This window comes from Ruegeria sp. YTSB088, assembly GCF_059609825.1.
Map to the genome: position 1 here is coordinate 50,266 of NZ_JBXWMM010000001.1, position 22,984 is coordinate 73,249.

The following is a 22,984-nucleotide window of genomic DNA, read 5'->3' on the forward strand; positions in this document are numbered from 1 at the left end:
GTCAGGTAGCTGAGCCTTCTAAGGGGGTAGCGTAAATAGGAGAGGTGTACGGTGTGGGTCCCAGACCCTCGGCCGCGATGGCTGCGAGGGTGGCAGGGCGCGTCTCAAGCTGTGCCAGGATGGTTTGCAGGGCCGGGGTGTCAGTCAGTTGATACCAACTGCGATCTGCCTTGGCCGGGTACACGGCCATCCAGCGCATCATGCATGCGACGTAATAGGTCAGAACCGACGGACATTCTGCGCTGAACCAGATCGGCGCGTGTTTTGCCAGCGCGTCCAGCAGTTGCAGGTGTTGCTTTAAACGGGGTCGGATACCTGCACGCAACGTATCGGCCCGTGGGGGATCGATGTATTTCTCGGCGTAAAACAGAATGCGCAGATCGGCGTGCAGGGTATTGGACGCAAAGAACAACCATTTCAAAAACTCGGCGCGTTCGGGGGCTTCTGCCGCCGGGGCCAGTTGACCGTGGCGCTCGGACAGCCACAGCAGGATTGCCGCCGTTTCAAAGATCGGCCCTTGCGGAGTTTCAAGCACAGGGATCAGCCCGTTGGGGTTCAACGCCCGATACGCTACGCTGTCTTGTTCGTTTCGACGGCGATCGACCAGCACGGTTTCATAGGGCGCACCCATTTCTTCCAGCACCAGCCGGACCACCAGCGAGGCGTTATCAGGGGCATAATGCAGGCGGTATCGGGTCATCATGCGGGCAATCTATATGACAAAGATTCCTGCGGAAGACATGATTGCGACGTTTCCGATAGGAAACGCGCAGTTTTGAGACATCTTTGAACTTGCCGGACCGCAAATTGTGGTCGCAGTTGTGTGGTGCATTCCCTATAACACCGGCAGGCCAAACTGGGAAAGCTGCCATGACCGGAGAATTGTCGCCCATCGACACCGCAAAATTTGTGGCTGCATGCCGTGCCGCCGAGATGGTCGAGGACGGTATGCGCGTGGGTCTTGGAACAGGGTCTACAGCGGCCTGGCTGGTCCGCCGTTTGGGTGAACGGGTGCAGGACGAAGGCCTGCGGATCAAAGGTGTTCCCACGTCCACCCGCACCGCGCAGCTGGCACGCCAAGTCGGGATCGAAGTCATTTCTCTGGATCAGGCCGGGTGGCTGGACATGACCATCGATGGCGCGGACGAATTCGATGGTGACCTGAACCTGATCAAGGGCGGTGGCGGCGCGCATTTGCAGGAAAAAATCGTTGCCACAGCCAGCGATCAGATGATCGTCATCGCCGATGCCGGGAAAGAGGTGGAAACGCTGGGTGCTTTTCCTTTGCCGGTCGAGGTTGTCCCCTTTGGCTGGCAAACCACACGGACACTGATCGAAGAAGCGCTGGATGCGATGGATGTGCTGGGAACCTCGGCGGCGCTGCGTATGAATGGAGAGGCCCCGTTCGTGACAGATGAAGGCAACCACATTCTTGACCTGCACCTACAGCGCATCGGCAATCCCCGTCAGATGGCCTTGATCCTCAATCAGGTTCCCGGCGTGGTGGAAAACGGCCTGTTTATCGATATCTGTGACAAGGTCGTCATCGGCCATGGAGACGGGCGGGTCGAACTGCGGGATATCAACGCGGGCACCCTTGAACTGGATCAGCTGTCGCGTGACTCTCGAGAAAACCTGTTTTCCGATCAAACGGACTGAGTTTCATGCAAGCTATTCGGACAAGCGTCGGTAAAAGGTCGAATAATCCGCGCCCGGGGGTTGGCACCGCGGTTTTCGCGCCCAGATATCCAGAGGAATTTGCAAGTTGAACGAAGGAAACCGGCATGAGCTTTGACTATGATCTTTTCGTCATCGGCGGAGGCTCGGGCGGGGTCCGAGCGGCACGTGTGGCGGCGGGTGAAACGGGTGCAAAGGTCGCGCTGGCTGAAGAAGACCGATATGGCGGCACCTGTGTGATCCGGGGCTGCGTGCCAAAGAAACTGATGGTCTTTGCCAGCGAATACTCGGGCATGGTTGAAGATGCAAAAGCCTATGGTTGGGACGTTCAGCCCGGCGCGTTTGACTGGGATACGTTTCACGGCAAACTCGTTGCCGAACTGGACCGGCTGGAAGGAATTTATCGCGGCATCCTGAAAAACAACGGCGTTGAAAACTTTGATCAGCGCGCGCGCCTGGTGGATGCGCACACGGTCGAGCTGACTGGTGGCAGCCGGAAAACTGCCAAACACATCCTGATTGCAACAGGCGGTCGCCCGGTTGTGCCAGAGTTCCCGGGATCGGATCTTGCGATCACGTCGAACGAGATTTTCCATCTGGACAAGCTGCCAAAGAGTATTCTGATCGTCGGTGGTGGCTATATCGCCAGCGAATTCGCCGGGATCATGAACGGTCTTGGCGTCGAGACCACGCAATTCTACCGCGGTGCACAAATCCTGCGTGGTTTTGATGAAGAAGCGCGCGGGCTGATCTGCGAAGAAATGCGTCAGAACGGTATCGACGTTCGTCTGGGCACCAATGTGCTGGAAATGACTAGGGATGGTGAACAGATCCGCGTCAAGGCAACTGACGGCACCGAGGATCGTTTTGACGTGGTCATGTACGCCACAGGCCGTGCGCCGAATGCCGACAATCTCGGGCTGGAAGATCTGGGCGTCGAGCGTGGTCGCAAGGGTGAGATCGTCGTGGATGAATACAGCCAGACCGCTGTTCCGTCGATCTATGCCATTGGCGATGTGACCGACCGGGTCAACCTGACACCCGTGGCCATCCGTGAAGGGATGGCTTTTGTAGAAACTGTTTTCAAAGGCAACCCGACACCTGTAGATCACGAGCTGATCCCAACCGCCATTTTCACGCAACCTGAATTCGGCACAGTAGGCCTGAGCGAGGAGGAAGCCTCGGCACAGGAACCGATTGAGGTCTATGCGACGTCGTTCAAGCCGATGCAGAAGGCGTTTGCCGGTGGAACGCAGCGGGTTTTGATGAAACTGATCGTTTCTCAGGCTACCCGCAAAGTACTAGGCTGCCACATTGTGGCTCCGGGTGCCGGTGAGATGATCCAGCTGGCCGGAGTTGCCGTAAAGATGGGCGCGACAAAGGAAGATTTCGATCGCACGGTTGCAGTTCATCCGGTGATGGCCGAAGAACTGGTGACAATGCGGCAACCTGTACGCACGGCTTGATTTGCAAGCGCGCGCACACACGTTACAAGGGAACCCGTGATCACACGGTCCAATACAAGGGAAAAGATACATATGGCGGGCAACAGCGGCGGCCCCTGGGGGGGCGGAGGCTCATCCGGTGGCGGAGGAAATCGGGGTAACAACGGGGACGGGCGCAAGCCGCCCGAAGGCGACGGCCCGCAGATCCCCGAGATCGACGAGCTGATGAAAAAAGGCCAGGAGCAGCTTCGCGTCCTTATGGGCGGTCGCGGCGGCGGTGGTCGTGGTGGCAGCGGTGGTCAGGGCGGCGGTGGCCCGGCCTTTACAAAGGGCACAATTGCGATCGGTCTGGTGGCGGCTGCAGTTTTGTGGGGCCTTGCAAGTTTTTACACCGTCAAACCCGAAGAACAGTCAGTCGAACTGTTTCTGGGCGAGTTTTCGGCTGTTGGAAATCCGGGTCTGAACTTTGCGCCATGGCCGTTTGTCACCGCCGAAGTCATTCCGGTTACCCGCGAACAAAACGAAGACATGGGCGGAGCACGCGGCAGTGACGATGGCCTGATGTTGACCGGTGACGAGAACGTGGTCGACATTGACTACCAGGTCGTCTGGAACATCAATGACCCGGCCAAGTTCTTGTTCAACCTGCGCGATCCGCGACAGACAATCCGTGCTGTATCGGAATCGGCCATGCGCGAGATTATTGCGCAAAGTGAGCTTGCTCCGATTCTGAACAGGGATCGCGGTGTCATCGCCGACCGCCTTCAGGAGCTGATTCAGTCCACGATGGACAGTTACGATTCCGGCGTGAATATTGTCCGCGTTAACTTTGACAAGGCCGACCCGCCGCAGGACGTGATTGCCGCGTTCCGCGATGTTCAGGCTGCTGCGCAGGAGCGTGACCGTCTGCAAAACGTGGCCGACGCCTATGCCAATCGGGTTCTTGCCGAGGCGCGCGGTGAAGCTGCGCAGATTCTTGAAGAGGCCGAAGGGTACCGTGCTCAACAGATCAACAGTGCTCAGGGTGAGGCCAGTCGCTTTAGCGCGGTTCTGGAAGAGTATTCCAAGGCACCGGACGTGACACGCAAGCGTTTGTATCTGGAACGGATGGAACAGATTTTGGGTGACGTCGATAAGATCATTCTAGACCCGAGCTCGAGTGGGCAAGGGCAGGGCGTTGTGCCCTATCTGCCGCTCAACGAGCTGCGCCGAAGCCCTGCAGGGGAGAGCAACTGATGCGTAAGACGACATTTATATTGCCGATCGTTTTTATCGCGATAGTCGGCGTGCTGTCCTCGATCTTCATCGTGGACGAGCGCGAGCGTGCTCTGGTTCTGCAATTTGGCCGCGTTGTCGCTGTGAAGGAAGAGCCAGGTCTGGCGTTCAAAATTCCGCTGATTCAGGAAGTGGTGCGCTATGACGACCGCATCTTGTCCATCGACGTGCAGCCGCTGGAGGTCACACCTCTGGATGATCGTCGCCTCGTGGTTGACGCTTTTGCACGTTACCGGATTTCGGATCTGAACCAGTTCCGCCAGGCGGTTGGTGTTGGCGGTATCCCGGTTGCCGAAGATCGACTGGATCGCATTTTGCGCGCCGAAACCCGCGAAGTTCTGGGTTCGGTGTCCTCGCGCGACATCCTGAGTTCCGACCGCGCCGCGCTGATGCTGCGTATCCGCAACAGTGCTATTGCCGAGGCACGTGCACTGGGTGTTACCGTGATTGACGTACGCCTGAAAGCGACTGACCTGCCGCAAGCCAACCTTGAGGCAACGTTCGACCGGATGAAGGCCGAGCGGGAACGTGAAGCAACCGACGAACGCGCGCGTGGTAACGAGGCCGCGCAGCGGGTTCGTGCGCAGGCCGACCGAACTGTGGTTGAACTAGTGTCGGATGCGCGTCGTGAGGCTGAAATCACCCGCGGTGAGGCCGACGCCGAACGCAACGCGATCTTTGCTGAAGCCTACGGTGCCGATCCGGAGTTCTTTGAGTTTTACCGCTCACTGACAGCTTACGAGAATGCGCTGCAAGGCGGCAACAGCTCGCTGGTGTTGAGCCCGGATTCAGAGTTCTTCAATTACCTTGGATCTCCTACAGGGCGGCCTGTGCCAGCGGCTCCGGCTTCTGAATAATGGGCATGATCCTTCTGGCCTTTGGGCTGGTATTGATCGTCGAGGGGCTGGCCTATGCGCTGGCCCCTTCGCTTATCGAACGGATGCTTGAAGCCTTGCGGGACATGCCCGAGCAAGCCCGTCGTCTCGCCGGATTGTTGTGTGTGATCAGTGGGCTGATCCTGCTTTGGGGGGCGCAACAGCTGGGCTTTTGATGCGGCGGTTTCACTTGCCGGTGGTTTCGTTGCGATCCCGAGTTGCTCGCCGGGTCAAACTGACTACATTGGTTGGTAAGAAAGGCCGTGTACACGCGGTTTTAGCGAGAATGTCGACAAGGAGAGCTCAAGTGCAGGCGAAAGCGCGCAGTGTATCCGTCCGGTGGGACGAAGTGAGTGTTTGGTTGCGGCTGATGTGGCTGGCTTTTGCCGGTTCACTGCTTTTGCTGGCCCAATCGGCCGCGGCTCAGGCCCGAGGCGAAAGCCTGGCGCCGCTGGCAGATAAAATCAGCCCGGCGGTGGTGAACATCACAACCAGCACCCTGATCGAGGGCCAGACTGGCCCGCAGGGCATAGTGCCCGAAGGGTCCCCGTTCGAGGATTTCTTCCGCGAATTTCAGGACCGCAACGGCGGAGATGACGACAACGCGCCGAGACGCAGTAATGCGCTGGGATCGGGGTTCGTGATCTCGGAAGATGGCTTTATCGTCACAAACAACCATGTGATTGCCGAAGCTGATGAAATCCTTGTGGAATTCTTCCCCGGCGATGGTCAGCCCAAGAAAGAGCTGGCGGCCAAAGTCATCGGAACTGATGAGAAAACCGATATCGCTCTGCTCAAGGTCGAGGCTTCGGGCCCGCTAAAATACGTGAAGTTCGGCGACAGCGACGTGGCGCGCGTCGGAGACTGGGTCATTGCTATGGGCAACCCTCTAGGGCAGGGGTTCTCGGTGTCTGCCGGGATTGTGTCGGCCCGTAACCGAGCGCTGAGTGGAACCTACGACGATTACATTCAAACGGATGCGGCGATCAACCGGGGCAACTCGGGCGGGCCCTTGTTCAACATGGACGGCGAAGTGATCGGTGTGAACACTGCAATCCTGTCACCCAATGGCGGTTCGATCGGCATAGGCTTCTCGATGGCGTCGAATGTCGTCGTGAAGGTTGTCGATCAACTGCGTGAATACGGCGAGACCCGTCGCGGTTGGCTAGGGGTCCGTATTCAGGACGTAACCGAAGACATGGCCGAGGCCATGGGGCTGGAAAAACCGGGCGGCGCGCTGATCAGCGATGTGCCGGACGGCCCCGCCAAGGAAGCCGGGTTGAAGGCGGGTGACGTGATCCTCAGCTTTGACGGCGTTGAGGTGGAAGACACGCGAGCTTTGGTACGTCAGGTTGGTGAAGCAGACGTCGGCAAGTCCGTCAGAGTGATCGTGCATCGCGATGGCGGAACGCAGACCGTACTTGTGACGCTGGGACGCCGTGAGGATGCCGAACGCGCTGACAGTGGCGAGGAGGAACCGCAGGAAGCACCGGTTGACGAAAACGCGGATATTCTTGGCCTTACGATATCCCCCCTGACTGACACCCTGCGTGCAGATCTGGGACTGGATGCTGATGCAGACGGCCTTGTGATTACGGATGTCGATGAAGCATCTGAGGCCTATGCCAAGGGAATGCGAGCCGGTGATCTGATCACCGAAGCAGGCCAGCAAAAAGTGGAAACCATCGGGGATCTCGAAGCTCGTATGGAAGAATCGCGCGAAGCCGGTCGCAAATCTCTGCTGCTGTTGGTGCGCAGGGGCGGCGATCCGCGTTTTGTGGCGCTGAGCCTCGAGGACTAACGGAATAGGCCGGGAAAACCTCCCGGCCTTTTTCTTGGTCGCAGACCAAACCGGGCATCACCGATGCGCCACAAAAAAATGAGCCATACGCAGATATTGCGTATGGCTCAGATACAGGGAGAGGTCAGTGGACAGATATCGGGGATGATTCTCTGACCTCCTACGGTAACAAACTCACCTTAGGTCAACGTGGGATCGATGTTCTGTGAACCAGATCACACCTGATCAAATAAGATCTGAATCAGCCAACTCTCGCAGGGCTTCAAAATCCTGGATCAGCAAACCCCCACGAGACGCTTCGACCATGTTGTCGCGTTTCCAGGTTGAGATGGTTTTGGATACGGCTTCGCGCGTGGCTCCGACAAATTCGGCCAGCTCGCTCTGCGACAGGGTGATGCGCGCGGACGGGTCGTCCTGCAAACCCGACAGGTGCAGCAGCTTGCGAGCCAGTCGAATAGGCATGGGCAGAAAGACCTGTTCGTTCAATTGCGATCCCATCCATCGCATTCGCAATCCGGCCAGACGGATCATATCTACTGCAAGATCAGGCTGTTGCCTTATCTGGTTCATAACGTCGTTGCGGCGTACGCGCAGTACACGTGACTGTTCGGCAGCCGCGATGGTCGCCGTCCGCGGTCCATTGTCGAACAATGCGATTTCACCAAAGACTTCGCCCGGGCGCATTAGGGTAAGCGTCAATTTGCGGCCGCTCATGGCCAGAAAGGAAACCTCTAACGTGCCTTCCAGAATGGCGTAGAGAGAGTCGCCCTCGTCGCCTTGTTCAAAAAGTATTTCACCTGGGGACAGAGAGATTTCGGTCGCCTGCGCCGAAAGCATTTTTCTGAGCCCGTCGGAAGCTTCGGCAAGGAAGCCGCTGGTGGGAAAGGCCGTCATGTATGCACCGATCTTGGGCAAAGTATGAGAGTGGGTGGTGGCACAACTTCCCATAGCTGAGCGCTCAAGCCAAGAATTTTGTTTGTTTTCGCTGGTCTGGCGGAAGTAAGGGCAGCTATTTTTGCTCTGGATCTTCCATATAGCGCTGAAGAATGCTGAATTGCAGCATCAGGAAGGCCATCAGCGCGATGGGAAAGCCGAAGGTCTCGATCTTGACCCACAGGTCCGTGGACATGGTGCGCCAGACGAACTCGTTTGCGGCGGCCAGAGCGGCAAAACACGCGCACAGCCGGCGCGTGAGTATAATCCAGCCTTCGTGCTTCATCGGCAGCATTTCGTCCAGAACATAGGCCAGGTAGGATTTCTTTTGCATCAGACCGATGCCGAGAATCAGGGCGAACAGTCCATAGACAAGTGTGGTTTTCATCTTGAAGAACCGCTCGTCGTTGAACCAGGCAGTTAGGCCACCAAAGAAAATCACCATGAAGGCTGTGAATATCTGCATCCGGCTGAGTTTGCCGGTCAGATACCAAAGGATACCCATTGCCCCCAACATCAGCGGGACGAAGATTATCGTGGCGATGATAAACCCGGAATATTCGATGCCGCCGATCAGAAAGCTGTCGTCGCGCAGGCGCAGGTAGATGAAGAAAAAGGCCAGCGGGGGGCCAAGTTCCAGAACCTGTTTCAGAAACGGATTGATGTCTTTTTTGCCTGTCATCTGTACTTCCTGCTGCTTACCCGCCCATTTCAACTATTACGGCGCCAAGTGCAATCAATGCCATCAAGGCAATGCGTCTTGGACCAACGGTTTCCTTTAGCACAAGCCAGCCGATCAGCGCCGCAAAGACTGTTGAGGTTTCGCGCAGAACGGCTGCTTCACCGACCTTGTCCAGCCGGGTGGCCAGCATGATTGCCCCGAACGACAAAGGGGCGATGATACCGCCAGCGAAGCCGCGTAACATCAGCGGACCAGGCGCAGGTCTGTGCGCCATCGCGCGCCACCTGAGAAATGCGTAGATCGGCATGGCCGCGCCGTCGATCATGAAGAACCAGGCCAGAAAGGTGAACGGATCGGTGGTAGCGCGAATGCCATAGGCGTCATAAGTGGTATACAGGGCCACAAACAGACCTGTGATGATCGCCAGTGTTAGTGCGATCCCCAGCGTATCCCTGTTGGTTTCAAGGAACCTTAAATTGTAGGCGGCCAACCCGAATATCCCTGCCAGCAACGTAGCTACGCCCAGCCATTGAACAGCCGAGAATGCTTCACCGAACAATAGATAGGCGCCGATGACAGTGAACAGCGGACCCGTCCCGCGCACCACCGGATAGACGACGGTGTAAGAGCCTTTGGTGTATGCCATGGCCTGCAGGGTCTTGTAGGCAATGTGGATCAGCCAGACGAGTGCGAAGATCGGCCACATATGAGGTTCGGGCCAGGGCACCACGAAAAAGGCGAAGGGGGCTGCCATAAGGCAATAGCAGGCGTCGATTGCACCTCGGGACAGCCACGGGTCATGCCTGCCTTTTTGCAATGCACCGAAGACCGCGTGCAGGAACGCCGCCATCAAAGCCAGCGCCAATGCCAGCTGGTGTCCGGCCTCGGTGCCTTCGAGAGAGATCAGCCAGTCGCTCAAATTCGCGGACCTTTTTCGGAGCGGAGAAGTTGGGGGGCTGTCTGCCCCCCACACCCCCCGAGGATATTTTGGGCCAGATGAAGCCTCGGATCAGCTTTTGTCGAGACCGGTGAGGGCGGCGGCGAATTCTTCCGGGTCGAAAGGGGCAAGGTCATCGATCTGTTCGCCGACGCCGATCGCGTGGATGGGCAACCCGAATTTGTCTGCCAGCGCAACAAGAACACCGCCTTTTGCCGTGCCGTCCAGCTTGGTCATGACCAGACCGGAAACGTCCGCCAGATTACGGAACGTTTCCACCTGGCTCAGCGCGTTCTGACCGGTGGTGGCGTCGAGTACGAGCAAAGTATTGTGTGGAGCGGTGTCATCAACCTTGCGGATGACGCGAACGATTTTGGCCAGTTCCTCCATCAGGTCGGTGCGGTTTTGCAGGCGGCCTGCAGTATCAATCATCAGCAGATCGGCGCCCTCTGCCTGTGCACGGGTCAGCGCATCAAAGGCAAGGCTGGCGGGATCCGAGCCTTCGGGTGCAGTCAGAACCGGAACTCCGGCGCGATCGCCCCAGACCTGCAACTGTTCTACGGCCGCAGCGCGGAAGGTGTCGCCGGCGGCGATGATGACCTTTTTGCCGGCCTCTTTGAACTGGCTTGCCAGTTTTCCAATTGTCGTGGTCTTGCCTGAGCCGTTGACGCCGACGACCAGCACCACTTGTGGCCGTTTGGGATAGATCGGCAGAGGTTTGGCCACAGGCTCCATCACGCGGGCGACTTCCTGGGACAGAAGTTGCTTGATCTCTGTGGTCGACAGTTTGCGGCCAAAGCGGCCTTCAGCCATGTTCGACGTGACACGTAAGGCCGTGTCGACGCCCATGTCCGAGGCGATCAACAGCTCCTCCAGCTGCTCCAGCATGTCATCATCCAGTGTGCGGCGCATTTCCGTGACGGCGCCTCGATTGAACAGGCGGTTCAGGATACCTTTGGATTCAGGGATTTCCGGAGGTGGAGCGACGGGGGTGGGGTCAGCCGGGATCGGCGTGGGCGGTTCAACTGGTTGCGGGGCCGGGGCTGGGTCCGGTACTTCAGGGACTGGTTGCGGTTCGGGTTGTGGTTCAGGGATCAGCGGGTCGGGAGCCGTAGTTTCCTCGCCACCATCCTCGACGATGGCTTCCAGCCCCTCTTCAAGACGAGATGAGGATTTGAACAGCTTGTCCTTTAGCTTTGAGAAAAACGCCATACTTGGTCTCCACAGGTGTTCCCTTCACCTAATGCGGATTTGCGGCAGTTGCAAAGGGTCACGCGAACGCAAGGACAAAGCCGAATTGCGCGCCCCAGTAGAGGGGCCACACCAGATAAGGCGTTACCTTGAGGGCAGGGTGGTTCGGCGGCAGCAGAAACTTCTCGGATGCGAGGATCAGATCTGAGGCGATGAAGCCTATGGCCGCGGGAAAGGCCCACCGCAGCGGGCCAATATCCGGCAGTGCCAGCACAGTGATCCCCATTCCAAGAATTATCGGGATATAGGCCAGAACGGGCCCTTTCAGGTCTCCGGCGCGGGGCGCAAGCATTGTGGCCATGATGATGCCAAGAATGATCAACGACCATACAATCGCTGGTGCGTTCCAAATCAGCGCAACGGAACTGGTCGGATGAGACAGGAACAGAGCGATATAGGCCAGATGCCCGGCGGCAAAAGCGGCGATGCCCGCCATGAACGTGGCATCTGTTTCGCGTGACAGCATAGCGTCGCCGAACGCGCACAGAGCGAGCGCAAGAACCAACAGCCAAGGCCCACTGTGCAAGACGGCTATGACCGCCAACAGGACGACTGAAGCGGTTTTCAGCACGGTGCGCAAAGATCCGGCGGGTCGGGAGGTCAGTGGCAGATAACCAAGGGCGCAGCCAAAGGCGGTCCAGGAAAGTATGGTTGTCATGTCATCTCCTCGCCGGTTCAGAATAATCTGATCTTGGGCGTGGCGTGAAATCAACCGCTTACGTCGAGTTAAGCGCCTTGTGATGACCCCGATCCAACAGGCGAATGGCGTGACCGGACCGCTTCTGACAAAATGGAAACATGTTCAGATCCATGATGATTCTCGCAACCTTTGCCGCACAATCCGTGGCGGCACAAACGCCTTTGTCGGGCCCGGAATTCGACAAGTATACGCGGGGAAAAACTCTTTTCTACGGGTTCGACGGGCAGGTTTACGGGGTTGAACGGTACCTTCCGAACCGTCGTGTGATCTGGTCTTTTATCGACGGGAATTGCAAGGAAGGTATCTGGTACCAGCGGGATGAGCAGATTTGTTTCCTCTACGAAGACAGGCTGGATCCGCAATGTTGGGTCTTTACCCAATCAGGTGGCGGGCTGATCGCGCAGTTCGAGGGTAATCCGCAAGCGACCGAACTGTATGAGGCAGAGGATCTTGGGGAGGAAATGGTATGCTACGGGCCCGACGTTGGTGTTTGATCAGCTTCGGCGCTGCTCCTCGTAGCTGATCATGACATGGGTCTGGTAAGCTGGCCCTTCGGTCAGCCATAGTAACGGCGCAAATTGGGCAGTGATGTACGTGATATTTCGATGTCATAGTAGCGGTAGCGAACGTGTCCCATCTGGATATCGGCCAAAGTCAGACAAGAGCCGCACAGGAACGCCTGTTCAGGCAGTTGCGCATTGGCGATTACCAGCGTGCTTTCAAGCGCTGTCACGGCTTTTTTTTGATTGCATGGTGGTCGCGCTCTACCTCCGGTGTCCGCACGATCCGCCAGAAAACAGGTGCCGTGAATGCCATCGCGACGTTGATCTTGGCCCATTCCGCCCACTTGTCCACTTCGGCTTGCCGGGTCGGGTCGCGTGGCCAGAAATCAACCTCACCCTACGCGGAGGCCAGATACCGCAGGATTGGGCCCGTCTCCCAAAGCGGGGGCGTTCGCTATCCTGTATCTCCGGGATGGTGCCGTTTGGGTTCAGTTTGCGAAAGCCATCCGTGTTCAGCCCGCCGAACCTGTGCCCCACATCGTGGCGTTGAAAACCTAGCGCCAGCTCACCCACGCACCACATCAGCGCCTGTACATTCGATGATGTTCTTCGGCCCCAGATGGTCAGCATGGCCTAGAACAGCGATCCTTGATCCGGGGCGCCCGGTTTGGGTTTCTTCGAAGACGGTTTCGCGGCCGCGCCGGTGCTGAGAATGCCATCGGCGAATTCGATCTCAAGCGCCGTTTGTTTGGCGGCCTGGGCCTTGGTGGTGATCACATTTCCCTCGGCCCGGACGACCGCGTATCCGCGGTCCAAAGTGGCCTTGTAACTCAACGTCTCGCGCAGGCGATCCGTCGCTTCGAGTTGCTGTTTGAGGCGATCCAACCGTGCGGTTTGGGCCGTATGCATTCGATCGCCAAGACGATTGAGGTTTTGCTGCTGCTGGTCGATTTCCTTTTGGATTGGTCGCAGGGATAGGCGCGAGGACAGGTTGTGCAGTGATTCCCGTCGTGCAGATACCAGACTGCGCAGGGTTGAGGGGCGCAGATGGGCAGACAGTTCCACCACTTGAAGGCGACGGTTCTGCACCCCGCGTATCAAGGCGGGTGTGAGGCGATCTGCAATCAAATCAAGACGTTGTCTCGGAGAGTTCAACAGACTGTCCGGGCGCGGAAGCGCGCGGGACAGATCGTGCAGCCTTTGCGCTCGGCGTTGGACTGCGTCAGTTGCGGCCCGTGACAAGCGTGCGCCTTGCTCGCCAGTCCAGGCGAGCAACTCCATGCGGACGGGGACGGCCAGTTCGGCGGCTGCGGTGGGCGTTGGAGCGCGCTGGTCCGAGACGAAATCTATCAAGGTGGTATCGGTCTCGTGCCCAACGGCCGAGATCAACGGTATGTCCGACGCGGCAGCGGCGCGCGCGACGATCTCTTCATTGAAACCCCACAGATCTTCGATTGATCCGCCGCCGCGGGCTACGATGATTAGATCGGGCCGGGGCAACGCGCCGCCGGGTGTCAATTGGTTGAAGCCTTCGATGGCGCGGGCAACCTCAGAAGCGCAGTTTGCTCCTTGTACGGCCACGGGCCAGATCAGCACCTTGCGTGGGAACCTGTCCCTGAGTCGATGCAGAATGTCGCGGATTACTGCGCCTGAGGGGGATGTGACCACGCCAATAACCTGCGGCAGGTACGGCAGGTTTTTTTTGCGTTCGGGCGCGAATAATCCTTCGGCCTCAAGCTGCTTCTTGCGCTTTTCCAGCAACGCCATCAGCGCGCCCTGACCAGCGACGGAAACCTCGTCGACGTTCAGGTTGTATTTGGATTGTGCCCCAAAAGCGGTAAGGCGACCGGTGACGACGACCTCCAACCCTTCTTCCGGCACAACGGACAGACCTGCAACCTGCCCTTTCCAGGTGGTGCAGGCCAAAACGTTCCGGTCATCCTTGATGTCATAATAAAGGTGCCCAGATCGCGCCTTGAACACGCGCCCAACCTCACCCCGGACGCGAATTCGCCCGAACGAGCCTTCGAGCGTCCGTTTCACCTCACCCGAAATTTCGGACACTGTGTATTCAGGGGTGTTTTGGCCCGGAATCGGGTCATCAAGCAGGTCGGACATTTCAGCGCCTTGTTTCAAATGCTCACCCAGCTTAGAACGCCGCGCAGGCAAGGCCAAGCAGATCGGAGAGCTTTCATGAATATCCTCATTCTCGGCAGCGGAGGGCGCGAACACAGCCTGGCATGGGCAGTGCTGCAAAACCCCAAATGTGACCGCCTGATCGTTGCGCCGGGGAATGCGGGGATCGCTCAGATCGCTGACTGTGCCACTCTTGATATTGAAAACGGCGGTGCTGTTGTCAGCTTTGCCGAAGAAAACGCGATTGATTTCGTGATTGTCGGGCCCGAGGCGCCTTTGGCGGCCGGTGTGGCTGATCGCTTGCGCGAAGCCGGAGTTCTGGTTTTTGGGCCCTCAGCCGAGGCAGCGAAGCTGGAAGCGTCGAAAAGCTTCACCAAAGAAATCTGTGACGCGGCCAAAGCCCCCACTGCAGCCTATGCCCGTTTCACCGAGGCTGAGCCTGCCAAAGCTTATATCCGCGAACAGGGCGCGCCAATTGTGGTCAAGGCCGATGGGCTGGCCGCAGGCAAGGGCGTGATCGTTGCGATGGACGAAAAGACCGCACTGGACGCCATTGACGACATGTTTGGCGGTGCTTTCGGCGGTGCGGGCGCGGAAGTCGTGATTGAAGAGTTCATGGATGGCGAAGAAGCCTCGCTGTTCGTTCTGTGCGATGGAGAGAACATTCTCTCTGTCGGCACGGCCCAGGATCACAAACGGGTAGGTGAAGGCGATACTGGCCTGAACACCGGCGGAATGGGGGCGTATTCTCCGGCTCCGGTTTTAAGTGAACAAGTAGAAGCGCGCGCGATGGAAGAGATCGTGCGTCCTACGATCGCCGAGATGAAACGCCGGGGAACGCCGTTTCAGGGGGTTCTTTATGCAGGGTTGATGATCAAGGATGGGCAGCCAAGGCTGGTTGAATACAACGTTCGCTTCGGTGACCCGGAGTGTCAGGTGTTGATGATGCGTATGGGCGCGCAAGCGATGGACCTGATGCACGCCGCTGCCGAAGGCAGGTTGGATGAGGTGCGGGTGAATTGGGCGGATGACCATGCCATCACGGTCGTGATGGCGGCGAATGGCTACCCTGGCGCTTATGAGAAAGGCACTGCGATCAAAGGGTTGAACGCGCTGCCTGAAGACAGCCGAAACATGGTATTCCACGCGGGAACGAAGACTGTGGAAGGGCAGGTTGTGGCCTCGGGCGGGCGTGTCCTGAACGTGACCGCGCGTGGAAACACGCTGAAAGAGGCGCGCGACCGGGCCTATGAAATGGTTGAAGGTGTGGATTGGCCTGAAGGGTTTTATCGGCGCGATATCGGATGGCGTGCATTGGATGTTTGACGGGATAGGGGGCGCTGCCAAGCCGTCGATTGCACTTTTGTATGGCACTACCTCGCACTTGACAGCTTGGGCCGAAGCTGTGTTCGCCAAGATGTTCAGGACCGTTTCAGGTGTTTGCCATTCCAGATGGGGTCGCGGTGGAATCCCGAACTAATACACTGAGTTCGTAATTTGTCGCCGTTGTACCCGCGCTTTTTCCAGTAACGGCGTCCGCTATTTGCTTTGCGGCCAAAGCTCCAATTCGTTTGGCCGGAATGCGGATGGTGGAGAGTGACGGTTCGATTTCTCCCGATCCTTTGAAATCGCCGATCCCCATTATTGAAAGTTCTCTAGGCACAGCAATGCCCAAGTGTTTCGCGGCATAAAGCACGCCTTGAGCAATAATGTCATTACCGCACAAAATGGCACTGGGGCGCGGAGACTTCCCCAACAATGACAGGCTAGCGCGTTTTGAGTCCGCAATGCTGTAGGGGGCCTGCAGTTGCCACTCTTCCGGCACCTTGATCTTTTTCCGCCGCAGCTCTGAGAGAGCTCCGTGCAACCGATCGTGAGCTCGGTCGTTTCCAGCAAGGTCGGGAAAGACAAGGCCGATGTCGCGGTGGCCGAGATCCAACAGGTGACACACGGCCAAGCGGCCAGCCTCTGAATTTTGAACCCCTACGCAAGACAATCGTGCGTTGTCGGCATAGTTCCAGATTGCAACAGTTGGCACCCCCTGCTGTTCGATTAGTTGATGGGTGGCGTCCGAGTGTTCCAACCCGATAAGCGCCAGCCCATCGACACGGTGTTCCATCAGTTTGCGCAGCATTTTGTATTCGCGATCCAAATCGAAACCGTGAGATGCAATAAGCATCGTGAAACCGTACTGATCCAGCCCATCAGAGAAGGACTGGATCAATTCGGCAAAGATCGCGTTGTCAATTGTTGGCACGACCAGTCCGATGGTGCCACTGCGCCGCCCATGCATCACCTGCGCCGCGCGATTGCGAATATAGCCCAGTTTCTGCACCGCTCGATCAATCTTCTTGCGAGTCGCCGGTTTGAGAAGATCAGGGTGATTGAAGCTTCGCGAGACCGTCGAGATGGAAACCCCTGCCGCTTTCGCAACAGCGACGATATCAGGTTTATCTTTTTGTTTTCGAGCCATTATTCACACTTCTTCGGCTAAAAAATGAAAACATTTGCAAAACTATTTTCATCTCTTAGCCTGTGATGTCAACGTGAGAAAACCATCAGGTGGAACTTTGGAATTCCTTTATTACTTCGGAGATGTCTTCACACCGATCTCTTTTGGCTTGTTGCTTTTGGGGACGATTGGTGGGCTGATTTTGGGGGCAACCCCCGGACTATCACCGACAATGGCAGTGGCCCTTTTAATCCCCTTCACCTTCCACCTGACACCCGTTCAGGGACTGATCCTTTTGGGAGCGGCCTATACATCCACAGTGGCAGGTGGCGCGGTCAGCGCCATCCTTCTTAAAATTCCCGGTGCACCTGCAAACATCGCAACGACGTTGGACGGTCACACCATGGCCAAGCAAGGCAAAGGGGCTCAAGCGTTGCAGCTCAGCTTCCTAGCTTCGGCAGTCGGGGGCGTGATTGGTGTTCTGCTGTTGATCTTCCTGACACCCGTACTGGCGCAATGGGCGCTGGCATTCGGTCCCAGTCACCTGTTCTGGCTCGCCATCCTTGGCGTCACTGTAATCGGTTCGCTGGACAGCGCTTCGGTGGTGAAGGGCCTTCTGTCCGGTTGCATCGGCCTCTGGCTTGCGACCATCGGATTTGACGACATCATGGGCGCGCAGCGGTTTATTTTTCACCCAGCATTGGGTGGCGGTATCAACATCATTGCGGCGCTCATCGGGTTGTTTGCCATTCCCCAGGTACTGACCATGTTCGCAAAAGGCCGCAAAGCTGCAAATGCTGAAGTGATCGAGGTCGAGAAACATTCGATCATGGATGCGGTGCGCGAGCTTCTGCGCCGCCCTCGCGCCCTTAGCATTGGTACCATCACAGGTTCGGTCATTGGGCTTATCCCAGGCGTCGGAGGTCAAATCGCAGGTCTTGTCGCCTATGACCAAACCAAAAAGTTCAGCCCGGAACGCGATAAATTTGGCAAGGGCCACAGTGAAGGTGTGATCGCAGCAGAAAGCGCGAACAACGCCATGGTCGGCCCAAGCCTTGTGCCACTTCTGACGCTGTCGATCCCTGGTTCGCCCACGGCAGCAGTGCTGCTGGGTGGTCTGCTGATCCACGGAATTTTTCCGGGCACCGATCTCTTTGACAATCATCCGGATGTGGCGTGGACCTTTATCAACTCGATGCTGATCGGTCAGGTGCTCATGTGCATCTTCGGCCTTTATGTGGCTGGCCTTGCCGCCCGGGTTGCACAGGTGCCGCAAAGCGTCATGGCGGCCGTTGTTCTGGGGCTCGCCGTCTTCGGCAGCTACTCGGTCCAGTCCAGCATGGGCGACGTTTACGTCATGGCCGCATTGGGCGTTATGATGTACTTCCTTGAACGCTTCGGCTTCTCGGCCGCGCCGCTGGTGCTTGGCCTGATCCTTGGCCCGATTGCCGAAGCAAATTTCATCCAAGGGTCAATGATTGCCGGAGCCACTGACGGGATGGCGAGCTATTTCCTGACTGGCACGCTGAACATCGTCCTAATTGCCATCGTGATTGCATCAATTGCTTATTCGGTCTGGATGGAACTTCGCAGCCGTCGCTACACCTCTAAAGAGGAGATCATGGGATGAGCCAAATCAGTCTTCCACGCGTTCAACACATTGTGGCGTCCGGCATTATTGCGGCGGTCGGAATGTGGGTGGCATGGGTAAGCTATACACAACAGCCTGCCGAAGCCTTCCTGTTTCCGCGTTTGATTTCGACCGTCTTCGTCGTCTTGGCATTGTGGACATTCGTCAAAGCGATCCTTGGTTGGACAAAGGTGGGAAATGGCGTTTCGCGCAAAGATTTCGTGTGGCTTCTGCCAGGCCTGACCATCGCGCTTGTCTACATTTTCTGGGCCGCCAAGGCGTTGGGTTTCTACACCGCGGGTACGATCACGTTTTTCTTGCTTCTCAGCTTCTACGACCCGGCGCCACATGACGAAGCCAAGACCTGGGTCAAGCGCGTGATCATCACGGCAGGGTTTCTGGCGGTGATGTACGGGCTCTTCGCCCTGCTGCTCAAAGTCTACACACCGCGAGAGATATTTTTCTGAAAAAGACCGCGCAAAGCGGCGATCAAAAATCCAAGGGAGGATCTAACATGAAACATTTACTGGCAGGCGCCGCGTTGGCGCTAATGTCCCTGACCGGTGGCATGGCCATCGCCGAGGATTACCCGGAACGCCCCATCATGATGATGGTCAGCTATGGTGCTGGCGGGGCCACTGACTTCCAGGCCCGCATTGTCACCATGACGGCAGGCAATGAAGATGCGCTTGGTATGCCCATTGCGATCATCAACAAACCCGGCGCTGGTGGGCGGGTTGGCTGGAACTGGTTTGCAACCCAGGCCGAGGCTGATGGCTATACGCTCGGGGCATACAACATTCCGCATTTCATTGCGCAGTCGATTAAGGGCGGTGTCGAATACTCGGCGGACAGCTTTGAACCGATCGCCAACTGGGGCGCTGACCCCGCGGTATTTGTGGTGGCCAAGGACAGCCCGTTCAACTCCATGGAGGACGTGGTCACCTACGCCAAGGAAAACCCCGGGAAACTGACGTTCTCTGGGGCAGGTCTATTTGTTGGACACCACATTGCCGCCTTGCAACTTGAGAAAGAAGCAGGTGTTAAAATGGCATATATCCCGACCAAAGGTGGCGGTGCGGCAGCAATGAAAGCTGTGATAGCGGGTGACGTCATGGGCGGCGTGAATAATCTGTCAGACGCATTCCGTGCACAGGAAGCGGGCAACGTCAAAATCCTTGGCGTGTTTGATCTGGAACGCAATGAGTTCCTGCCTGACGTCCCGACGTTAAAAGAGCAGGGCTTTGACATCGACAACGCCAGCGTGAATTTCCGCGGTGTCATGGTGCCCAAAGGAACGCCGCCAGAGGTCATCGACAAACTGGCCGCAACCGTACCCGAGATGTTCAAGAACTCGCGTGTGGCGGGCAAAATGAAAGCAGGCGGTTCGCCCATGCACATTATGACCCGTGAAGAGGTTCAGGAAATGTGGGCTGCGCGTCAGGAAACACTGAAAGAGCTTCTGGCAGGTCTTTAACGAGTGGCAGAGTAATGGATAGGGCGACCCGTGCCCTATCCTCTTCCATAGGAATTTCGCGATGAATGCACATGATGATATTGCTCAATTGAGCAGGGTTGTGGCTCGAGCGCGCGCCGCTCAGAAAGCTTACGAGACGGGTGCCGACCAAAGGCGCTATGACCGCGCAGCCGAAGCTGCCGCTTGGGCGATTATGGAGCCTTCTCGCAATCGGGCTTTGGCCGAACTTGCGGTCGCGACAACCGGGCTTGGCAATGTGCCCGACAAGATCATCAAGAACCATCGCAAGACACTTGGCTTGATGCGCGACATCAAGGGCGTGAAAACGCACGGGATTATCAGCAACGACGCCTCCACCGGCATCACCGAAATCGCGCGCCCCATCGGGGTGGTGGGCGCTGTGGTGCCCTCGACCAATCCTGCAGCCACGCCTGCCAACAACATCATTAACGCATTGAAGTGTGGCAACGCGGTGGTTGTTGCCCCTTCGCCCAAAGGTGTGGCCAGCTGCGAGTTGCTTTTGTCCAACGTTCATGCCGAATTTGACAAGCTGGGGCTGAATCATGATCTGGTTCAGATGGTCCCAGCGCCCGGCTCCAAGGCCAAAACTCAGGCCATGATGGAGCTGTGCGATCGGGTGATTTGCACAGGCAGCCAGAACAATGTCCATCGTGCCCAGACCTGCGGTACACCCGCTGTAGCCGTGGGCGCAGGAAACGTTACGGTTATCGTTGACGAGACCGCCGATCTGAAGGCTGCTGCTCAGAAAATTACCGCTTCCAAGACGTTCGACAACGCAACTTCTTGTTCGTCTGAAAACTCGATGATCGTTGTGGACGTGATCTATGAGGATTTCATTGCGGCGCTCGCCACTGAAGGTGGGGCGCTGGTGGAAGACGAAGCTCAGATTGTTTCGAAGCTTTGGCCCGACGGCCATCTGAACCGGGAAGTCATCGCGCAGGATGCCGACAAGATGATTGCGGCGTTAGGTCTGTCTGATCAGCTGCCCGAAGACACAAAGTTCCTTGCGGTCGAAACCAAAGGCATCGGCCCGGATCATCCGCTGTCCGGCGAAAAGCTAAGCCGCGTTGCCGCGCTTTACCGCGCGAAGGACTACGATGACGCGCGAGCTATCGCGGCGCGCATTCTGGACTATCAAGGGGCAGGACATTCCATCGGCATTCACACTGCAGATGACGCGCGTGCGGTGGCATTGGGTACCTTGATGCCAACCTGCCGTGTCATCGTCAATCAGGCGCACACTTTCGCGACCGGTGGCTCATTCAACAACGGCATGCCCTTCTCGCTTTCGATGGGATGCGGCAGTTGGGGCGGCAATGCGATTGATGAGAACCTGCATTGGAAGCACTTCATTCAAACCACCAAAATCGTTCGGGAAATTCCACCTATCGAACCCACCGTCGAAGACATCTTCGCAGATTACTGGGCGGATGCAGGGGAATGAAGGTGGATGATCATACGCCGCCAAACGGCACCGTCCGCGACTGGCTAGATGACCGGGCAAGCACCGACGGTGATCGCGACGCCTATTTGTTTTTTGACGGCGAACCTGCGCTGACCTGGTCGGATTTGCAGAGCAAAGCAAAACAACTTGCGCAACAATTGACGGCGTTGGGACTGAATAAAGGGACGAGCGTCGCAATCCTACAGCCAAACGGTCGCAAGGCAATCGAATGCCTTTACGGAGTGCTTTACGGCGGGTTCCGTGCGACGGTGATCAACCTCGTCGCGGGAGACGAGGCTATAGGATATGCGCTGGATCACTGCGAAGCGCGCATTGCACTTGTCGGCGAGGCCCAGGTCAATTTGTTCGAAAGGGTAAGCCCGACGAGAATGTCTCGGCTCACAGAAGCCGGTGACAACAAAGCCCCGGTATTACACCGGCTTGAGCCTGCAGACGACGCACTGTTAATGTACACATCGGGGACAACCGGACGCCCCAAAGGTGTCGTGCACAGCCACGCGAGCTTGTTGGCAGGCGGTTGGACACCAACCGTGGCGCACAGGTTGACGCCAAGCGATCGCGGTCTCTGCGTATTGCCAATTTACCACATCAACGGCTTGTGCGTAACGGTCATAAGCGCATTGGTCTCTGGCGGATCATTGGCGGTGGCCGAGAAGTTTTCAACCAGCAAGTTTTGGGACCAGTGCGAAGAAGCGAAGGCGACATGGTTCTCTGTCGTGCCGACAATCATCTCGCACCTGCTCCACTCTGACATAACCCCGTCATCCAACACCCGGGGTCGGTTACGCTTCGGCCGTTCAGCGTCATCCCCGCTTGCACCCGATGTGCAAACTGCATTCGAAGCCCGTTTCGAAGTGCCGATTGTTGAAACCATGGGCCTGACCGAAACCGCCGCCCAGATACTATCGAACCCATTGCCGCCGGGCATTCGCAAAATTGGCTCACCGGGCAAGGCGTTTGGCAATGAGGCATGCATCCTGTCGCCTGATCTGATTCCTCTACCACCTCATCTGCAAGGCGAGATCGCTGTGCGTGGACCAAACGTCATGCGCGAGTATCTCAAGAACCCCGACGCAACCGGCGAAACCTTCACCTCGGACGGGTGGCTTCGAACAGGTGACTTGGGCCATATCGACAACGACGGGTATTTCTTTGTCACCGGTCGACTGAAGGAACTGATTATCAAGGGAGGGGAAAACATTGCCCCTCGTGAAATCGACGAAGCATTGTATTCGCATCCTGACGTAATCGAAGCCGCCGCTTTTGCTCGCCCGTGCAAAACTTATGGTGAACGTGTGGAGGCGGCCGTTAAATTGTGTGATGGCTCCAAATTGTCGTCCGAACAACTTGTCGAGATTTGTGTCCAAAAGCTCGGCGCGTTCAAATCTCCAGACACGGTTTATTTACTGGAAGAATTGCCGAAAGGCCCATCCGGTAAGATCCAAAGGATCAAACTGCCTGAGATGACGCGGTGAGGGTTGAATTCTCGACATAAGTAAGCATCGAGTAGAACGAGTTGTGATGTGGCGCGCACAACTCATTTCAACCTGCCGCAGTTCGGGACTATGAGGGCGGTCTGCGAAAGTTAGCTGACATTTGGACAGACAATGCGAATATCAGCTTCGTCCGAAATGCGGACATTGGGAGGAATTCACCAAACGTCAGCTTCGAGCCGAAAGGGTCCAATGCTGCGCGATTAACGAAGGTCAGCTTGACGAGGCAAC

Annotated in this window: 22 protein-coding genes; 13 read left to right on the plus strand and 9 right to left on the minus strand. The window is 57.2% G+C overall.

The window, feature by feature from the left end:
- Position 1: 1 nt before the first annotated feature.
- A complete protein-coding gene (locus AC2FFA_RS00300) occupies positions 2–703 on the minus strand; it encodes a glutathione S-transferase family protein (RefSeq protein WP_496849290.1) in 702 nt (233 codons plus the stop codon).
- A gap of 167 nt (positions 704–870) precedes the next feature.
- On the opposite strand from AC2FFA_RS00300, the gene rpiA reads away from it, so the two are divergent.
- From rpiA to AC2FFA_RS00330, 6 genes are all read left to right on the plus strand, one after another.
- The gene (gene rpiA / locus AC2FFA_RS00305; protein ID WP_496849292.1) at positions 871–1,659 is read left to right on the plus strand and encodes a ribose-5-phosphate isomerase RpiA; all 789 of its coding nucleotides are present in this window, start codon (positions 871–873) and stop codon (positions 1,657–1,659) included.
- A gap of 125 nt (positions 1,660–1,784) precedes the next feature.
- Positions 1,785–3,143, plus strand: coding sequence for a glutathione-disulfide reductase (gene gor / locus AC2FFA_RS00310; protein WP_496849293.1), 1,359 nt, complete (start codon positions 1,785–1,787; stop codon positions 3,141–3,143).
- A gap of 72 nt (positions 3,144–3,215) precedes the next feature.
- Positions 3,216–4,358, plus strand: a complete 1,143-nt coding sequence (gene hflK / locus AC2FFA_RS00315) for an FtsH protease activity modulator HflK (protein ID WP_117869376.1) — start codon at positions 3,216–3,218, stop codon at positions 4,356–4,358.
- Entirely contained in the window at positions 4,358–5,254 is an 897-nt protein-coding gene (gene hflC, locus AC2FFA_RS00320; protein WP_117869375.1) for a protease modulator HflC, read from the plus strand. Before hflK ends, hflC begins: the two co-directional genes overlap by 1 nt.
- Positions 5,254–5,448 (plus strand): DUF2065 domain-containing protein, encoded by a 195-nt coding sequence (locus AC2FFA_RS00325; RefSeq protein ID WP_117869374.1) that lies wholly within the window; start codon positions 5,254–5,256, stop codon positions 5,446–5,448. Before hflC ends, AC2FFA_RS00325 begins: the two co-directional genes overlap by 1 nt.
- Before the next feature lie 110 nt (positions 5,449–5,558).
- Positions 5,559–7,073 (plus strand): Do family serine endopeptidase, encoded by a 1,515-nt coding sequence (locus tag AC2FFA_RS00330; RefSeq protein WP_496849296.1) that lies wholly within the window; start codon positions 5,559–5,561, stop codon positions 7,071–7,073.
- Between the two features lie 225 nt (positions 7,074–7,298).
- Here AC2FFA_RS00330 and AC2FFA_RS00335 read toward each other — a convergent pair whose 3' ends face one another.
- The 5 genes from AC2FFA_RS00335 to AC2FFA_RS00355 form a co-directional block, all read right to left on the minus strand.
- On the minus strand, positions 7,299–7,967 hold the full coding sequence (locus AC2FFA_RS00335; protein WP_117872793.1) for a Crp/Fnr family transcriptional regulator: 669 nt from the start codon (positions 7,965–7,967) through the stop codon (positions 7,299–7,301).
- Positions 7,968–8,082: 115 nt separating this feature from the next.
- Positions 8,083–8,688: an inner membrane-spanning protein YciB gene (locus tag AC2FFA_RS00340; protein ID WP_496849298.1), complete on the minus strand. Its 606-nt coding sequence runs from the start codon at positions 8,686–8,688 to the stop codon at positions 8,083–8,085.
- Between the two features lie 16 nt (positions 8,689–8,704).
- Positions 8,705–9,607: an EamA family transporter gene (locus tag AC2FFA_RS00345; protein ID WP_496720284.1), complete on the minus strand. Its 903-nt coding sequence runs from the start codon at positions 9,605–9,607 to the stop codon at positions 8,705–8,707.
- Positions 9,608–9,697: 90 nt separating this feature from the next.
- Positions 9,698–10,837 carry a signal recognition particle-docking protein FtsY gene (ftsY, locus tag AC2FFA_RS00350; protein WP_299896020.1) on the minus strand — a complete coding sequence of 380 codons (1,140 nt, stop codon included), beginning with the start codon at positions 10,835–10,837 and terminating at the stop codon, positions 9,698–9,700.
- 58 nt (positions 10,838–10,895) lie between these two features.
- Positions 10,896–11,534 (minus strand): lysoplasmalogenase, encoded by a 639-nt coding sequence (locus AC2FFA_RS00355; RefSeq protein ID WP_496849300.1) that lies wholly within the window; start codon positions 11,532–11,534, stop codon positions 10,896–10,898.
- Between the two features lie 155 nt (positions 11,535–11,689).
- On the opposite strand from AC2FFA_RS00355, the gene AC2FFA_RS00360 reads away from it, so the two are divergent.
- Positions 11,690–12,070: a hypothetical protein gene (locus AC2FFA_RS00360; RefSeq protein ID WP_496849819.1), complete on the plus strand. Its 381-nt coding sequence runs from the start codon at positions 11,690–11,692 to the stop codon at positions 12,068–12,070.
- A gap of 62 nt (positions 12,071–12,132) precedes the next feature.
- On the opposite strand, the gene AC2FFA_RS00365 is transcribed toward AC2FFA_RS00360, so the two are convergent.
- Positions 12,133–12,414: a glutathione binding-like protein gene (locus AC2FFA_RS00365; protein WP_496849302.1), complete on the minus strand. Its 282-nt coding sequence runs from the start codon at positions 12,412–12,414 to the stop codon at positions 12,133–12,135.
- Positions 12,415–12,712: 298 nt separating this feature from the next.
- Positions 12,713–14,197, minus strand: coding sequence for an exodeoxyribonuclease VII large subunit (xseA, locus tag AC2FFA_RS00370; protein WP_496849304.1), 1,485 nt, complete (start codon positions 14,195–14,197; stop codon positions 12,713–12,715).
- A gap of 75 nt (positions 14,198–14,272) precedes the next feature.
- Here xseA and purD point away from each other — a divergent pair, with 75 nt between their 5' ends.
- Positions 14,273–15,541: a phosphoribosylamine--glycine ligase gene (purD, locus tag AC2FFA_RS00375; RefSeq protein ID WP_496849305.1), complete on the plus strand. Its 1,269-nt coding sequence runs from the start codon at positions 14,273–14,275 to the stop codon at positions 15,539–15,541.
- Positions 15,542–15,647: 106 nt separating this feature from the next.
- On the opposite strand, the gene AC2FFA_RS00380 is transcribed toward purD, so the two are convergent.
- Complete coding sequence (locus AC2FFA_RS00380; protein WP_496849307.1) at positions 15,648–16,688, minus strand: LacI family DNA-binding transcriptional regulator; 1,041 nt, start codon at positions 16,686–16,688, stop codon at positions 15,648–15,650.
- Between the two features lie 97 nt (positions 16,689–16,785).
- Here AC2FFA_RS00380 and AC2FFA_RS00385 point away from each other — a divergent pair, with 97 nt between their 5' ends.
- From AC2FFA_RS00385 to AC2FFA_RS00405, 5 genes are all read left to right on the plus strand, one after another.
- Positions 16,786–18,297, plus strand: a complete 1,512-nt coding sequence (locus tag AC2FFA_RS00385; RefSeq protein ID WP_117869365.1) for a tripartite tricarboxylate transporter permease — start codon at positions 16,786–16,788, stop codon at positions 18,295–18,297.
- On the plus strand, positions 18,294–18,764 hold the full coding sequence (locus AC2FFA_RS00390) for a tripartite tricarboxylate transporter TctB family protein (protein ID WP_117869364.1): 471 nt from the start codon (positions 18,294–18,296) through the stop codon (positions 18,762–18,764). Before AC2FFA_RS00385 ends, AC2FFA_RS00390 begins: the two co-directional genes overlap by 4 nt.
- A gap of 47 nt (positions 18,765–18,811) precedes the next feature.
- Positions 18,812–19,774, plus strand: a complete 963-nt coding sequence (locus tag AC2FFA_RS00395; RefSeq protein ID WP_117869363.1) for a tripartite tricarboxylate transporter substrate binding protein — start codon at positions 18,812–18,814, stop codon at positions 19,772–19,774.
- A gap of 61 nt (positions 19,775–19,835) precedes the next feature.
- Positions 19,836–21,239 carry an acylating sulfoacetaldehyde dehydrogenase gene (gene sauS / locus AC2FFA_RS00400; protein ID WP_496849309.1) on the plus strand — a complete coding sequence of 468 codons (1,404 nt, stop codon included), beginning with the start codon at positions 19,836–19,838 and terminating at the stop codon, positions 21,237–21,239.
- The gene (locus AC2FFA_RS00405) at positions 21,236–22,735 is read left to right on the plus strand and encodes an AMP-binding protein (protein ID WP_496849310.1); all 1,500 of its coding nucleotides are present in this window, start codon (positions 21,236–21,238) and stop codon (positions 22,733–22,735) included. The genes sauS and AC2FFA_RS00405 overlap by 4 nt, the downstream gene beginning before the upstream one ends.
- Positions 22,736–22,984: the final 249 nt, after the last annotated feature.